This is a genomic window from Dechloromonas sp. H13, from assembly GCF_009469615.1.
Taxonomy (GTDB): Bacteria; Pseudomonadota; Gammaproteobacteria; order Burkholderiales; family Rhodocyclaceae; genus Azonexus.
In genome coordinates this window covers 321200-336541 of sequence record NZ_SSXX01000003.1, presented here as the reverse complement: position 1 = coordinate 336541, position 15342 = coordinate 321200, and the positions used below count along the sequence as shown (strand labels likewise).

The window sequence follows — 15342 nt, the reverse complement described above, 5'->3', positions numbered from 1 at the left end:
TGATCGTTCTGCGGCATGTCGGCGCAGGCCTTCCACTATACCGAAACTGCATGCGAACGTTTGACCGCGGCAGACGAAAATGGCTCACTGAAATCGCGCTTTTTTCAGTGCTGCCCGGAAATTACGCCATTTGCGCTATGCTTCGCCGGTCGCCCGCAGGCAATCCACATCGCGTAGCGGACGGCGTTTGTCATATCACACGGAACGGAAGACCACGATGGCCGGAGCCAGCCTGCTCGCATTGCTCGACGATATCGCGACGATTCTCGACGACGTCGGCGTCATGACCAAGGTCGCCGCCAAGAAGACCGCCGGCGTCCTCGGCGACGATCTGGCCCTGAACGCGCAACAGGTTTCCGGCGTGCGCGCCGAGCGCGAGCTGCCGGTGGTCTGGGCGGTGGCGGTCGGTTCGCTGAAGAACAAGGTGATCCTGGTGCCGGCGGCGCTGGCGATCAGCGCCTTCATCCCTGGCGCGGTGACGCCGTTGCTGATGCTGGGCGGCTTCTACCTGTGCCTCGAAGGCGTCGAGAAGCTGGCGCACAAGTGGCTGCATACCGCGGAAGAGGACGCCGCGCATCACGCCGAGGAACTCGCCGCGGTAGCCGATGCGAGCGTCGATCTGGCGGCGTATGAGCAGGAGAAGATCAAGGGTGCCATCCGCACCGATTTCGTGCTTTCAGCCGAGATCATCGTCATCGCGCTCGGCACCGTCGCCGGCCAGCCGTTCGCCACCCAGGTCGCGGTGCTCGCCGGCATCGGCCTGCTGATGACGGTCGGCGTGTACGGCATCGTCGCCGGCATCGTCAAGATGGACGACCTCGGACTCTACCTGCTGGAGCGCGGCAACGCGCCGGCGCAGCTCATCGGCAAATGGTTGCTGGCGGCGGCGCCGAAGTTGATGAAGGCGCTGACGGTGATCGGCACCGCCGCGATGTTCCTGGTCGGTGGCGGCATCCTGGTGCATGGCATTGCGCCGGTACATCATGCCATCGAAGCCGTCGCGGCCAACGTCGGGGTGCTCGGGGGCGTCGTTGCGCTGCTGCTCAACGTGGCGGTCGGCATCGTCGGCGGCGCGCTGGCCATGCTGGTGGTCGGCCTGGCGGGCCGGGCGGTGAAAATGTTCAAGGGGGACAAGTCATGAGCAAGGCGCTGCGCCTTTCGGAAAAGTGGTTCCGCTTCGGCCTGTGGGTCGTCGCCTTCGTCTTCGCCAGCTTCCTGATCGGGCTGGGCGGCACCGTCGTCCGCAACCTGCCCAAGGTCGAGCACAACTACACGCTGGAAGACTTCATCGACCAGCCGGCGGCATCGCAGGCCCGCGGCACCATCAAGACGACCCAGAAGACCCGCCAGGACGCGCAGGAGCGGCTGGAGCAGGCGCGCCTGAAGCACAGCACGGCGCGCGCCAATTCCGTCGCGGCGCGCGAAACCTTCAACAACTGGCTGGCCACCCGCCAGGCCACGCGGCGCGCCGACCAGGACCCGGAACTGATCGCCCGCACCCAGGAACTGGATGACCTCAAGAGTGCCGAACGCAAGGCGCTGGGCGACGTCGAGGCGCAGCAGCAGACGCTGCTCGACGCCCAGCAGGCCGAGGCGCGGGCGCAGGGTCAACTGCGCGAACTGGAACAGACCGCCGCGGAAAAGCTGGCGACCGAACTGCGCAGCCAGGAGCTGCGGGTCTTCCTCTACCGCCTGACGCTGACCCTACCACTGCTCGGCATCGCCGGCTGGCTGTTTGCCAAAAAGCGCCAGAGCACCTGGTGGCCGTTCGTCTGGGGCTTCATCTATTTTGCGCTGTTCGCCTTCTTCGTCGAGCTCGCGCCCTACCTGCCGAGCTACGGCGGCTACGTGCGCTACGTGGTCGGCATCGTCATCACCGTGCTGGTCGGGCGCTATGCCATCGTCGCGCTGAACCGCTATCTGGAACGGCAGAAACAGGCCGAGGCGCTGCCCGACGTAGAGCGGCGCAAGGAGCTGGGCTACGACACGGCGCTGGCGCGTCTGGCCAAGAAGGTCTGCCCGGGCTGCGAACGGCCGGTCGACCTGACCAACACGGCGATCGACTATTGCCCGCATTGCGGCATCTGCCTGTTCGACCACTGCGGGAAGTGCAACGAAAGGAAGAGCGCCTTTGCGCGCTTCTGTCATGCCTGCGGCGCCGCGGCGCGGGAATCGGCAGCGGGCTGAGGTCAGCCGAGCAGGGTGACGACGATTTCGCGCTGGTGCCTCTGGGTACGGTGCTCGAAAAGATAGATGCCCTGCCAGGTGCCGAGCAGCAGGTGGCCGCCGGCGAACGGCACGCTCAGCGAAACGCCGGTCAGCAGCGAGCGGGCGTGGGCAGCCATGTCGTCTTCGCCTTCGAGGTCGTGGCGATAGCCCGGATCACCGTCCGGCGCCCAGCGTCGCATGAGCGTTTCGAGATCGCCGCGCACCGAGGGATCGGCGTTTTCGGTGATCGCCAGCCCGCAACTGGTATGGCGCACGAAAATGTGGGCTATTCCGGTGTCGACCGCGGCAGATGCCACGATGGCGGCGACTTCCCGGGAAATTTCGGTGGCGCCGCGGCCGCGCGTCGCAATGGTCAGACGATGCTGTTCGGTTGCCACGGGCGTCGCCGGAAAATCAGGATTTGTCCTTGAGCAGCCCCTGCAGGGCCGCGAACGGATTGTGGGTGGCGCCGCCGCGGCGCGCCGTACCGTCTTCAGTATACCCCCGGTCGGCCTCGATCTGCTTCTGGTGTTCGTTGTCGTGGCAATACACGCAGAGCAGTTCCCAGTTGCTTCCGTCGGGCGGATTGTTGTCGTGGTTGTGGTCGCGGTGGTGAACGGTCAATTCGCGCACGTTGGCCAGCGTGAATTCCCGCGCGCAACGGCCGCAGATCCACGGATAGATCTTCAGGGCCCGTTCGCGATAGCCCGCAGCGCGCGCCTCGGCGCTCTTGCGGGCGGCGAGAACCACATTGTCGAGGCGGTCGTGATCGATGGCTTTCATGATTTACCCAGGCTGTTCATCTGTTGTGACGTCAATCATACGCGAGGCGTTCCCACCCGGGACAGGGACGACGGCAGCCGGTAGACTGACGCTTCCTCTGTCCGTCGGCTGCAACCATATGGAACCCTGTCCCTGGTGCCTGGGCTTTGAGCTCTACCGCGAATATCACGATACGGAGTGGGGCGTACCGTTGCGCGACGACCGGGCGCTCTTCGAACTGCTGATTCTGGAAGGAGCGCAGGCCGGGCTATCGTGGTCGACGATCCTGAAGAAGAGGGAAAACTACCGGCGCCTTTTCGACGGCTTCGACCCGACCCTGATCGCCCGCTATGACGACACGAAAGTTGCCGCGCTGCTGGCCGACCCGGGTATCGTGCGCAATCGCGCCAAGGTGGCGGCGACCATCGGCAATGCCCAAGCCTACCTGGCGATGGCGAAAAGCGGCCAGTCTTTCGGCGATTTCCTGTGGCAATTCGTCGATCAGGTGCCGATCCAGAACAATTGGCATTCGCTCGCCGAAGTACCAGCGAAGACGGCGCATTCGGACGCGATGGGCAAGGCCTTGAGCCGGGCGGGATTCAAGTTCGTCGGCTCGACGATCTGCTACGCCTTCATGCAGGCCGCCGGCATGGTCAACGATCATTTGGTGAGCTGCCCGCGCCATGCCGAGCTCAGGGATCAATTCGGCGGATGATGCCGCCCGCCATCCGGGCGTTCAGGCTTGGCGGTCGTAGCTCAGTGACCGGGGCTCCGGCGCAGAAGGGCGCAGACGCAATCCGGAATCGAGCGGGGTGACTTCGGGGCATTCGCGGCATCCGTCGCTGCTGATTCGGGCCTGTCCGCCGACGTTTCCCCGGTAGGGGCGCCGGGCCGTTCGTCGATCGCCTTCCGAAGGATTGCGCCAACCCCTTTCCATTGGTCGTTGCCCACCGCTGCCTTGGCGCGAAACGCTTCCATGACGATGCTGTTCATGATCGATGCGCCTTTTTGGGTAGACATTGCCAATCCTCCTTTTTGCGTAGCCTATCGCCGGACAGGCCGCCCCGACTGTGGCGCATTTCACGGTCGCAAAAAAATGGCGGCTTGCGCAGGGCCCGCGCCGGAGGATTTCTTGCTTGAAGGATTGCTCGCCATGATCCGCATGTTCGCGGCGTGGTGCGTGATGCCAGGGCGTGTTCACAGTGTCGGCGGCCATTCATGGTCCGCGCTGTTCGCTAACTACGACCTGCGCGCGGGTCGCCTGTGGGTTCTGGAAGTGGCCTCGACCGCGGTCGGGCCTTATTTGTTGTGGCGTATCCGGGCAGTTTAGGGGCACCGAAAGGACGAATCACCGGCAGCCATCGGAAAATTCTGCTGGCATCCGCACCGCGTCCGGCATGACCGAGTGATGCATACTGTACGTGGCGGCCACCAGCGGTTGCCTGTCGCCGAATTACTTGGACCGGAGAAAACCATGGCGGGATTCGAAAATTACCGTGCCGATACCGATGAAATCGAGCGGGAAATTGAACGCAAGGGCGTCGTGCTCGGTATTGACTGGTCGGATGAGCCCCAAGTCAGGGCCTTGGCCAGGGAAGCGCTCGATCACCTGCAGGAGGATGTCAGGATCGCTGCTTCCGGTCCGGTGGACCATAGACTTCTGGCCAAGGTCGATCTTTTCGGCCTGGCCGGGATCATGCTGAGAACGATGGAGGAAAGCGCCTCGGTCGGCGTCAAGAGCCATGGCGGAAGCACCTGGAAAGTGTTTGCCAAGGCACTCTGGGAGGAAAAGGAACTCCGCACCTGAACTGCCCCAATTACTTTACAGCAAGCCGAACTTTACTAAGATGGAATGGAAACCACTGGATGGTTCCGGATTCCCGGAGCCTGGAGTCAATAAGCAATTTCAAGAGGTCGTATGATGGCCACAAAACACGTCGAACTTCGTAAGCTCTGTGACAGACGTGTGAATGACGTCGGGCCGCCCGAAGGATGGAAGGAGCGCCGGCGCAGCGTTGAACGTAGAATGCCCACGGTCAATGAAGATGAGTTCACGCGCTCGGACTGGTTCGGACAAATGGCTGCTTTCGTGGACGAGAGGGCGGCCGAAGAAGAAGCCATCCGGAAAGCCTTCGAAGCAGCCGAGTCGGACAAACGATAGCGCCGGGTAATCGTCCCTACGATCTAAATTTCGGCTGTTCTTCGCAGCTTGTTGGGGCCGACTCATCGGTCATGACGGCATTGCCGAGTGCCAGGCTGTCGCGCACCGCCACGGCAGCCAGCACCGCCAAGCTCGCGGCGACGACCAGATGCAGGGCAAGCATGCCCCATTTCCACGGCTCGAAGTTCGAACCTTCGGTCTGGCGCTCGACGAGCACACCGTTTTCGTATTTCTCGCAGATGATCCTGGGCATGATGATGGCCTTTCTGTGTCGAGCACCGGATTCGAGTTTCGGCGATCCTGAAAAGCAAAAAGCCCAGTCTTTTGAACTGGGCTAAGTGCTTGAAGCTTTTGGCTCCCCGACCTGGGCTCGAACCAGGGACCTACGGATTAACAGTCCGGCGCTCTACCGACTGAGCTATCGAGGAACAGAGGCGCGCATAATAGTCAGTAAAAGCCGTCCGGTCAAGCGAATGCGGGATATACTGGCAAAAAAATTTTATTTTCCCAATGGATCCAAAACTGATATTCGCCAAAACCCCGATCGGGGATGAGGCCGTTCGTCAAAGCACCCGTGTCGTTCAACGCAGTTTGCGCATGGTGCTCGTGCAGGTGGATGGCAAGCTGACCGTTGCCGAGTTGAGCGCCAAGATCGGTGATCCGCGTCTCGTCGAAGGTGCATTGCGCGAACTGGAAGAGGGGGGCTATATCGCGCCGACCCTGGAGGCCGTGTCGGTCTGGCAGGAGAGCAAATTGCGGGTCGAGCGCCTGAAGGCTGCCGCGGTGTCGAGCGTTGCGTTCGGCACGCGTTCGGCGCCCGGTGATTCGCGCCAGGATGCCAGCATGGCAAGCAGTTTTTCCACGTTTGGAAGATCCAGGCCACCGGCTGGCGGCCCTGATGCAAACGGCAACGAGCCGGCAACGGAAAGGAATGAGCGCGGCGCCCGGCGTTCTCCGCTGACGATCGTCGCAATCGCCCTGGTGTCGGTGCTGCTGATTGCCGTGGCGATTCTGCTGTTTTTCCCTTACGAGCGCTTCAAGCCCGGCATCGAAAGCGAACTCGTGCGGACCTGGCAAACGCCTGTTCGCGTTGGCAACGTCCAGCTGAAACTGCTACCCAAGCCGGGCTTGCTGCTTTCCGACATACGCATCGGGGAACGTGGCGATTCGGTGATCGAGCAGGTGCGCATCTATTCCCTTTTTTCGATGCTCGGTTCCGGTGCGCACATTCTCGAGCGCGTCGAAATCGCGGGCGGTAGGGTTCTCGCCGATCACCTTGCCGGGTTGTCGATCCTCGCCCCCGAAGCGGGCCGTGCGCCGGCACAAGCGCTGATCAGGCATGCCACCATCGAGCGCATGACGGTCGTTGCCGGCCCGCTGGCGCTTGGCGAACTGAATGGCGACATCAAATTCCACGGCAACGGCCAGGTTGAAAAAGCGGCCCTGCAGACCGTCGACCGCACCTTGCGCATGGAAGTCGAGCCAGGCGGCCAGGGACCGCTAATGAAGGTCGAGGGATTGGGCTGGCGCCCGACCGACGAGTTTCCGCTGACTTTCGATTCCCTGCAGGCGCAAGCCGTCCTGCAGAAAGGCAAACTGACGGTTCAAAGCTTCGATTCACGAACGCTGGGCGGCGTGCTGCGAGGCAGCTGGCTGCTGGACTGGAGCAGGGGCCTGACGATGGCAGGCGACGCTAAGCTGGAACGGCTCGACTGCCGCAAGGTAACCGCCCTTTTTGCCCCGTCGCTTGCGCTGGAAGGGGATTTGATGGGCAGCCTTCGCCTGCGCGGCGCCGGCAGCAACTGGCAGGCGATGTGGGGGAGCGCCGAGGCGGTGCTGGATGCGGTCGTCGTGCGCGGCGTACTGAACGGCGTCGATCTGGGCGAGGCGGCGCGGCGCGGCAATGGCTCGCTGGTGCGGGCCGGCAGCACCAAGTTTGATCGCCTGGCGGTACGGGTGAGCATCGACCCGCGCCAGGTGATCGGACGAGACCTGACGTTGAACGCCGGCATGTTTACCGCGGCCGGCCAATTTGTCGCCAACCGCGAGCGCCAGGTGGACAGCAATCTGCTGGTCACCATGCAGACCTCGGTGTCCTCGCTCACCCTGCCGATCCGGGTCAGCGGGACGCTGCCCAACCTGCAGGCGGCCAGCACCCGCTGATCGGCCGGACAAAAAAATGGCGAGGCCGCAGCCTCGCCATCCGTTTTCGTCGAAAGGAACTCAGCCCTTGGTCACGGTGGCAATCGCCTTCGCAACATAATCGACGTTCTTCGTATTCAGCGCCGCCAGGCAGATGCGGCCGGTCGACACGGCGTAGATGCCGAATTCTTCCTTCATGCGTTCGACCTGCGCGGCGGTCAGGCCGGTGTAGGAGAACATCCCGCGCTGCTGGGCGACGAAGGAGAAGTCCTGGGCGCAACCGGTCGCCTTGATGGCGTCGACCAGCCCGGTGCGCATGGCGCGGATGCGGTCGCGCATGCCGGCCAGTTCGGCTTCCCACTGGGCGCGCAGTTCGGCCGAGGCGAGGACGCCGGCGACTAGGGCGCCGCCGTGGGTCGGCGGATTGGAATAGTTGGTGCGGATGACGCGCTTGACTTGCGACATCACACGGGCAGCCTCTTCCTTGCCGGCGGTGACGATGGACAGCGCGCCGACACGCTCGCCGTACAGCGAGAAGTTCTTGGAGAACGAGCTGGAAGCGAAGAACTGCAGGCCGGACTTCGAAAAGGCGCGCACGGCCACGGCGTCGGCATCGATACCGTCGGCAAAGCCCTGGTAGGCCATGTCTAGGAAGGGCACCAGACCGCGCTCCTGGCAAACGGCGACCACTTCGGCCCACTGGGCGTCGGAGAGATCGGCGCCGGTCGGGTTGTGGCAGCAGGCATGCAGGACGATGACGGAGCCGGCGGGCAGGCCCTGCAGGCAGGCTTTCATGCCGGCGAAGTTCACGCCGCGGGTGGCGGCGTCGTAGTAGGGGTAGTTCTCGACCACGAAGCCGGCGGACTCGAACAGCGCGCGGTGGTTTTCCCACGATGGGTCGCTGATATAGACCTTGGCGTCCGGGTTCAGGCGCTTCAGGTAATCGGCGCCGACCTTCAGGGCGCCGGTGCCGCCAAGCGCCTGGGCGGTGATGACCTGGCCGTTGGCCAGCAGCTCGGAATCCTTGCCGAACAAGAGGTTCTGAACGGCGGTGTTGTAGGCCGGGTTGCCTTCGATCGGCTGGTAGCCGCGCGGCAGGGCGGCCTTGACCCGGGCGTCCTCGGCGGCCTTGACGGCGGCGAGCAGCGGAATCTTGCCGTTGTCGTCGAAATAGACGCCGACACCGAGGTTGACCTTGGTGCTGCGGGCATCCGCGTTGAATGCTTCGTTCAGGCCGAGGATGGGGTCGCGCGGGGCCATTTCCACCGCAGCGAAGATCGAAGAGGACATAAAGACTCCGTGGAATAATACGAACAATGCGCGCAGCACCCTTGCCACACGCGAAAAACCGAAGAATTTTAACATGAGCGAAACCAAGACCAGCATCCCGGTTGTCTGCTTCGAGGGCAGCCCGTATCGGCTGCATCAGCCCTTTCCGCCGGCCGGCGACCAGCCCGAGGCGATTCGCCAGCTGGTCGAAGGCCTGGAGGACGGTCTTTCCTTCCAGACCCTGCTCGGCGTGACCGGTTCCGGCAAGACCTACACGATGGCCAACGTCATCGCGCGCACCGGACGCCCGGCGCTGGTGCTGGCACCGAACAAGACGCTGGCGGCGCAGCTCTACGCCGAATTCAAGGAATTCCTTCCGGAGAACGCCGTCGAGTATTTCGTTTCCTACTACGATTACTACCAGCCCGAGGCCTATGTGCCGTCGCGCGACCTGTTCATCGAAAAGGACAGCTCGATCAACGATCATATCGAACAGATGCGCCTGTCGGCGACCAAGAGCCTGATCGAGCGGCGCGATGTCGTCATCGTCGCCACCGTTTCCTGCATCTACGGCATCGGTGACCGCGACGAATATCACAACATGATCCTGACCATGCGGGTCGGCGACAAGCTCGACCAGCGCGCCATGATCAAGCGCCTGAGCGACATGCAGTACGAGCGCAACGAGATGGATTTTCACCGCGGCATCTTCCGGGTGCGCGGCGACATCATCGACATCTTTCCGGCCGAACACGCCGAGCATGCCATCCGCGTCTCGCTGTTCGACGACGAAATCGAAAGCCTGCAGTTCTTCGACCCGCTGACCGGCCATCTGCTGCACAAGACGCTGCGTTTCACCGTTTTCCCCGCGTCGCACTACGTCACCCCGCGCAGCACCGTGCTGCGCGCGATCGAAGCGATCAAGGACGAGTTGCGCGAGCGGATCGACTTCTTCACCCGCAGCAACAAGCTGGTCGAAGCCCAGCGCATCGAACAGCGAACCCGTTTCGACCTTGAACTGCTCGACCAGATCGGCTTCTGCAAGGGCATCGAGAACTATTCGCGGCACCTTTCCGGGCGCCGGGCCGGCGAGGCACCGCCGACGCTGATCGACTACCTGGCGCCGGATGCCCTGATCTTCATCGACGAGTCGCACGTCACCATCGGCCAGGTCGGCGGCATGTTCAAGGGCGACCGTTCGCGCAAGGAAAACCTGGTCGACTACGGTTTTCGGCTGCCTTCGGCGCTCGACAACCGGCCGTTGCAGTTCAACGAGTTCGAGGCCCACCTGCGGCAGACGATCTTCGTCTCGGCAACCCCCGCGGAGTACGAAAACCAGCACGCCGGACAGGTCGTCGAGCAGGTCGTCCGGCCGACCGGCCTGATCGACCCGAAGGTCTGCGTGCGCCCGGCGTCGACCCAGGTCGACGACTTGCTCGGCGAGATCCGGACGCGCGTCGATGCCGGCGAGCGCGTACTGGTCACCACGCTGACCAAGCGCATGGCCGAGGACCTGACCGACTTTCTTGCCGAGAACGGCATCAAGGTGCGCTACCTGCACTCGGACATCGATACCGTCGAGCGCGTCGACATCATCCGCGACCTGCGCCTTGGCGAATTCGACGTGCTGGTCGGCATCAACCTGCTGCGCGAAGGGCTGGACATCCCCGAGGTGTCGCTGGTCGCCATCCTCGATGCCGACAAGGAAGGCTTCCTGCGCTCCGAGCGTTCGCTGATCCAGACCATCGGCCGCGCAGCGCGCCATATCAATGGCACAGCCATCCTCTATGCTGATACGATTACGCAATCCATGCAGCGGGCGATCGCCGAAACGGAGCGGCGGCGCGAAAAGCAGATCGGCTTCAACACCGAACGCGGCATCACACCGCGCGGGGTGTCCAAGAAAATCAAGGACATCATCGACGGGGTCTACGATGTCGAGTCGGCCAGGGGCGAGCTCAAGGCAGCGCAGCAACAGGCGGCTTACGAGGCCATGGATGAGAAGACGGTGGCAAGGGAAATCAAGCGCCTCGAAAAGCAGATGCTCGAGTGCGCAAGAAACCTGGAATTCGAAAAAGCGGCAGCCGCCCGCGACGATTTGTTCCGCCTGCGGGAGCGGGTGTTCGGCGCGGCGCAGCATGACCGGGATGGAGACGAGACAAGATGAGCTATCGCGTGCTGCTGGTCTGCATGGGGAATATCTGTCGTTCCCCGACGGCCGAAGTCGTGTTAAGACAACTTATAAAAAACAATAACCTGGGAAGCATTGTTGAAGTTGACTCTGCGGGAACCCATGGTTATCACGTCGGCGAGGCGCCGGACTCGCGGACCCAGCGGGCAGCGGCGGCGCGTGGCTACAACCTGTCGCAACTGCGCGCGCGCAAGGTCGCCCGCCAGGATATCGACTACTTCGACCTGATCCTGGCCATGGACAAGACCAATCTCGACAACCTGCGCCGCATGGCGCCGCCCGAGGCGCACGAGCGCATCAAGCTGTTTATGGATTACGCCAGGAATTTCGACGACGACGAGGTACCCGATCCCTACTACGGGCTCGGGCACGGCTTCGACCTGGTGCTCGACATGGTCGAGGATGCCGCGCGCGGGCTGGTCGACGATATCAAGAAGAAAATAGCCGCTGAATGAACCGGCTGTCCGGACAGGCAATGAAAAAGGGCACCCGCGGGTGCCCTTTCTGTTGATCGCCTGAGCTTATTTCTGCGTTTCGACGATCACCAGCGGCTCGTCGCTGCCCGCCTCGACGACCTTCGGCTTGCGCGCACGGCCGAGCTTGGGCGGCGCTTCCGGCTGGGCGACCACGGCCGGCGCGGTCGTCTGCACCAGCACCAGGCCACTTTCGGCCAGCGTCTTGTCGAGGTCGACCGCCACCGGCGCTGCGATGACGACCGGCGGAACCACGATTTCCGGGCTTTCCTGGACGTCGACCGCAACAGCCGGCGGAATCACCGCCTCGACGACCGGCGCGGCCACGACTTCGGGAATCGCCGGTGCGACAGCCTCGACGACCGGCTGGACTACCGGTTGCGCCACTACTTCGGGCGCCGGCGCCTCCGGCTGAACTGCCGCGGCGACGGAAACCTCGGCAACAGGGGCGGGAACGACCACTGTTTCTTCGGAAATAACTGCAGGCGCGGCTTCCGTGGCGACTGCGACTGCAGCGGCGACGGGCGTCGCTGCGCCGACATCGCCTTCGTTGCGACGCTCGCCGCGTCCGCGGCCGCCACGACGACCACGGCGACGGTTGCCCTGATCCTCGGCACCGACGCCCTCGGGCGCGTTCTCACCGCTGCCGATGGCGGCCGAAACCTCGGCCGCGAGCAGTTCCGGCGCCTGCTTGTTCTCCACCGCTTCCGGCTGCTGGCGCTCGCGCCGCTCCTTGCGTTCGCCGCGCGGCTTGCGTTCCTGACGCTCGCCGCTTGCTGCGGTCGACTCCTCGCGCGGGGCCTTTTCCACGTTGCGCTCGCCGCGTTCGCTGCGCTCGTTGCGGTTTCCGCGATCCTGGCGCTCGCTCCGCTCGCCGCGCTCTTCGTCCCGGCGCCCGCCGTTGCGGCCGCCGCGACGGTTGTCGTTGCGCTCGCGCCGGCCGTCACCACGGCCTTCGCGCGGCTTCCTGGCCGGCTCTGGTGCCGGAGTTGCCTCGACCGGCTTCGGCGAACTGCGGAACCACGACATGATCTTCGTGAACAGGCCGGTTTCGGGCGGTGCAGCCACCGGCGCCGGGGCCGGGGCGACCGTCTTTTCCGGCAGGTTGGGCGCCGGCTGCTCGGGGGAGATGCTCTTGATGACGGCCTCCTGGCGCGGCTTCGCCGCTTCGTCCTTGCTGCCGCCGGGGCGAGCGGTTTCCTCGACCGGCGTATCGACCATCTTGTAGGAGGGCGCGCGCACGTCGTCGTTGTTCAGATCGTCGTGGCGCAGACGGGTGATCGTGTGCGCCGGCGTCTCGAGATGAACGTTCGGAATCAGCAGGATGGTGACCTTGTGGCGCAGTTCGATGGCCTGGATGTCCGGACGCTTCTCGTTGAGCAGGAAGGTAGCGACATCGACCGGCACCTGGACATGCACGGCGCCGGTGTTTTCCTTCATCGCTTCCTCTTCGAGGATGCGCAGAATGTGCAGCGCGGCGGATTCGGCCGAGCGGATGTGGCCGGTGCCGGTGCAGCGCGGGCAGGGGATGTAGCTGGTTTCGGCGAGGGCCGGGCGCAGGCGCTGGCGCGACAGTTCCATCAGGCCGAAGCGGCTGATCTTGCCCATCTGGACGCGGGCGCGGTCGAAGCGTAGCGCGTCGCGCAGGCGGTTCTCGACTTCGCGCTGGTTGCGCTGGTTTTCCATGTCGATGAAGTCGATGACGATCAGGCCGCCGAGGTCGCGCAGGCGTAGCTGGCGTGCCAGTTCTTCGGCCGCTTCGATGTTGGTCTTGAACGCCGTTTCCTCGATGTCGGCGCCCTTGGTGGCGCGCCCGGAGTTCACGTCGACCGCCACCAGCGCCTCGGTATGGTCGATGACGATGGCGCCGCCGGAGGGCAGGTTGACCTGGCGGGCGAAGGCGGTTTCGATCTGGTGCTCGATCTGGAAGCGAGAGAACAGCGGCACGTCGTCGTGATAGCGCTTGACGCGGTTGACGTTGCCCGGCATGACCGTGCCCATGAATGCCTTCGCCTGCTCGTAGACCTCGTCGGTGTCGATCAGGATTTCGCCGATGTCCGGCTGGAAGTAGTCGCGGATGGCGCGGATGACCAGGCTGCCTTCGAGGTAGATCAGGAAGGCGCCCGATTGCTGCTGGGCGGCGCCTTCGATGGCGCTCCACAGCTGCAGCAGGTAGTTCAGGTCCCACTGCAGTTCCTCGGCCTGACGGCCGATGGCGGCAGTGCGGGCGATCAGGCTCATGCCGTTGGGCACTTCGAGCTGATCCATGATTTCGCGCAGTTCGGCACGCTCGTCGCCGTCGACACGGCGCGATACGCCGCCGCCGCGCGGGTTGTTCGGCATCAGCACAAGATAGCGGCCGGCCAGCGACACGTAGGTGGTCAGGGCGGCGCCCTTGTTGCCGCGCTCGTCCTTGTCGACCTGGACGATCAGTTCCTGGCCTTCCTTGAGTGCTTCATTGATCTTGGCGCGGCCGACTTCGACGCCGGGCTGGAAATACGATCGGGAGATTTCCTTGAACGGCAGAAAACCGTGCCGCTCGGCGCCATAATCGACGAAGCAGGCTTCGAGGCTGGGCTCGATGCGGGTGATGACACCCTTGTAGATGTTGCTCTTGCGTTGCTCTTTGGCGGCCGATTCAATGTCGAGATCGATCAGTTTCTGACCATCGACAATGGCGACACGTAGTTCTTCGGCCTGTGTCGCATTGAAAAGCATGCGTTTCATTGTTTTTGGGCTCCGGCGCGCTTGGGCACGCGGCAACGAAACGCCCGTTCAGGCAGCGACAGTTTCTTTATCGGGTTGCGTCATTGTGGATGAGGGCAAGAGCGACGATGAATGTGCTGATCAACAAACGGTTGCGTGTTTTTTATTGAAATGCGCAACCTGAAATTCCTGCAACGGGCGATCCGTGCGTGCTTACGGCGGGCTAATCCATTAACATCACTACTTTTGGTGAGTGAACTTAACCAGTCGTTTTGCGTTGGTCTGGCTTGCGCAGGTCGCGCAAGTGAGACTTCGAGCCTGCCGCGTGACGGTCGCGCCTTGAGCGCGGGGCAAACGGTCTGACGGTTCGGCATCTCTTGCAAACCGAGACGCAAAACGTGGGCAGTATATTAGAAAATGAACAGCGCTGGTAACAATTCGGTCACCCACCTGGTGATCGGCGACGAAGAGCAGGGCCAGCGCCTCGACAACTTCCTGATCCGCGTCTGCAAGGGCGTGCCCAAAAGCCACCTCTACCGCATTCTGCGCAGCGGCGAGGTGCGAGTGAACAGCGGGCGGGTCGATGCGACGTATCGCCTGCGCGCCGGCGACAAGTTGCGCATTCCCCCGATCAGGGTCGCCGAGCGGGCGCAGGACGAGGTCGACGAAGCGGCCAAGCAGCGCGTGGAGCTGCCCGTCCTCTATGAAGACGAGGCGCTGCTGGTCGTCGACAAGCCGGAAGGCATCGCCGTGCATGGCGGCAGCGGCGTCAGCTTCGGGGTCATCGAGGCCCTGCGCCGGCAGCGGCCGCAGGCGAAATTTCTCGAACTGGCGCATCGGCTTGACCGCGAAACCTCCGGCATCCTGCTGGTCGGCAAGAAGCGGCTGGCCCTGACGGCGTTGCACGACATGTTCCGCGAACACGGCGCCGGGGCCGACAAGCGCTACCTGGTGCTGGTCAAGGGACGATGGATGAACGCCACCCAGCACGTCCGGTTGCCGTTGCACAAATATCTGACCGACGGCGGCGAGCGGCGGGTGGCGGTCGATGCGCAGGGCAAGGCGTCGCATACGGTCTTCCGCCTGCTGGCACGCTGGCCGGGAATGAGCCTGCTCGAGGCGCAGCTGAAGACCGGGCGGACGCACCAGATTCGCGTCCATCTGGCGCATCTCGGCTTTCCGATTCTCGGCGACGAGAAATACGGCGATTTCGCCGTCAACAAGGAACTCCGCCGCCACGGACTCAAGCGCATGGCGCTGCACGCCTGGCGCATGGCCTTCCGGCATCCGCTGACGGCGGCGCCACTGGAGTTCATCGCGCCGCTGCCGGACGGTATCGGCAGCCACATCGCTGCGGTCGACGCCCAAAATACGCGGGAATTCACGGCCGACAATCTGGAACAATTTCTCGGGAAAATCCTCTGAAGCGC

The 15342-nt window shown here is 63.6% G+C and carries 15 protein-coding genes and 1 tRNA gene; 9 read left to right on the top strand and 7 right to left on the bottom strand.

Translation table 11 applies throughout. From position 1 onward, the window contains the following. Positions 1-217: 217 nt before the first annotated feature. On the top strand, positions 218-1141 hold the full coding sequence (locus GH660_RS09900) for a DUF808 domain-containing protein (RefSeq protein WP_153146496.1): 924 nt from the start codon (positions 218-220) through the stop codon (positions 1139-1141). After that, positions 1138-2187, top strand: coding sequence for a serine endopeptidase (locus GH660_RS09895; protein ID WP_153146495.1), 1050 nt, complete (start codon positions 1138-1140; stop codon positions 2185-2187). The genes GH660_RS09900 and GH660_RS09895 overlap by 4 nt, the downstream gene beginning before the upstream one ends. Before the next feature lie 2 nt (positions 2188-2189). On the opposite strand, the gene GH660_RS09890 is transcribed toward GH660_RS09895, so the two are convergent. Further along, positions 2190-2606, bottom strand: coding sequence for a secondary thiamine-phosphate synthase enzyme YjbQ (locus GH660_RS09890; RefSeq protein WP_153146494.1), 417 nt, complete (start codon positions 2604-2606; stop codon positions 2190-2192). A 16-nt stretch (positions 2607-2622) separates the two neighbouring features. Further along, entirely contained in the window at positions 2623-2991 is a 369-nt protein-coding gene (locus tag GH660_RS09885) for a YajD family HNH nuclease (protein WP_153146493.1), read from the bottom strand. Positions 2992-3109: 118 nt separating this feature from the next. Between GH660_RS09885 and GH660_RS09880 the strand changes: the two genes are divergently transcribed. After that, positions 3110-3685: a DNA-3-methyladenine glycosylase I gene (locus GH660_RS09880; RefSeq protein ID WP_153146492.1), complete on the top strand. Its 576-nt coding sequence runs from the start codon at positions 3110-3112 to the stop codon at positions 3683-3685. A gap of 41 nt (positions 3686-3726) precedes the next feature. Here GH660_RS09880 and GH660_RS09875 read toward each other — a convergent pair whose 3' ends face one another. After that, positions 3727-3963 carry a hypothetical protein gene (locus tag GH660_RS09875; RefSeq protein WP_153146491.1) on the bottom strand — a complete coding sequence of 79 codons (237 nt, stop codon included), beginning with the start codon at positions 3961-3963 and terminating at the stop codon, positions 3727-3729. On the opposite strand from GH660_RS09875, the gene GH660_RS09870 reads away from it, so the two are divergent. After that, complete coding sequence (locus tag GH660_RS09870) at positions 3947-4300, top strand: hypothetical protein (protein WP_153146490.1); 354 nt, start codon at positions 3947-3949, stop codon at positions 4298-4300. The genes GH660_RS09875 and GH660_RS09870 overlap by 17 nt on opposite strands. A gap of 144 nt (positions 4301-4444) precedes the next feature. Next, positions 4445-4777: a hypothetical protein gene (locus GH660_RS09865; protein ID WP_153146489.1), complete on the top strand. Its 333-nt coding sequence runs from the start codon at positions 4445-4447 to the stop codon at positions 4775-4777. Positions 4778-5147: 370 nt separating this feature from the next. On the opposite strand, the gene GH660_RS09855 is transcribed toward GH660_RS09865, so the two are convergent. Continuing rightward, on the bottom strand, positions 5148-5384 hold the full coding sequence (locus tag GH660_RS09855) for a hypothetical protein (RefSeq protein ID WP_153146487.1): 237 nt from the start codon (positions 5382-5384) through the stop codon (positions 5148-5150). Between the two features lie 99 nt (positions 5385-5483). Continuing rightward, positions 5484-5559, bottom strand: a tRNA-Asn gene (locus GH660_RS09850). Between the two features lie 82 nt (positions 5560-5641). On the opposite strand from GH660_RS09850, the gene GH660_RS09845 reads away from it, so the two are divergent. Next, positions 5642-7294: an AsmA-like C-terminal region-containing protein gene (locus tag GH660_RS09845; RefSeq protein WP_153146486.1), complete on the top strand. Its 1653-nt coding sequence runs from the start codon at positions 5642-5644 to the stop codon at positions 7292-7294. A gap of 60 nt (positions 7295-7354) precedes the next feature. Here the strand turns inward: GH660_RS09845 and GH660_RS09840 are convergent, their stop codons facing one another. Continuing rightward, complete coding sequence (locus GH660_RS09840; RefSeq protein ID WP_153146485.1) at positions 7355-8563, bottom strand: amino acid aminotransferase; 1209 nt, start codon at positions 8561-8563, stop codon at positions 7355-7357. 73 nt (positions 8564-8636) lie between these two features. Here GH660_RS09840 and uvrB point away from each other — a divergent pair, with 73 nt between their 5' ends. Both uvrB and GH660_RS09830 read left to right on the top strand, forming a co-directional pair. Then, complete coding sequence (gene uvrB / locus GH660_RS09835; RefSeq protein WP_153146484.1) at positions 8637-10709, top strand: excinuclease ABC subunit UvrB; 2073 nt, start codon at positions 8637-8639, stop codon at positions 10707-10709. Continuing rightward, positions 10706-11188 carry a low molecular weight protein-tyrosine-phosphatase gene (locus GH660_RS09830; RefSeq protein ID WP_153146483.1) on the top strand — a complete coding sequence of 161 codons (483 nt, stop codon included), beginning with the start codon at positions 10706-10708 and terminating at the stop codon, positions 11186-11188. The genes uvrB and GH660_RS09830 overlap by 4 nt, the downstream gene beginning before the upstream one ends. 66 nt (positions 11189-11254) lie before the next feature. Here GH660_RS09830 and GH660_RS09825 read toward each other — a convergent pair whose 3' ends face one another. After that, positions 11255-13933 carry an Rne/Rng family ribonuclease gene (locus GH660_RS09825; protein WP_153146482.1) on the bottom strand — a complete coding sequence of 893 codons (2679 nt, stop codon included), beginning with the start codon at positions 13931-13933 and terminating at the stop codon, positions 11255-11257. Positions 13934-14329: 396 nt separating this feature from the next. Here GH660_RS09825 and GH660_RS09820 point away from each other — a divergent pair, with 396 nt between their 5' ends. Next, positions 14330-15337, top strand: coding sequence for an RluA family pseudouridine synthase (locus tag GH660_RS09820; RefSeq protein WP_153146481.1), 1008 nt, complete (start codon positions 14330-14332; stop codon positions 15335-15337). Positions 15338-15342: the final 5 nt, after the last annotated feature.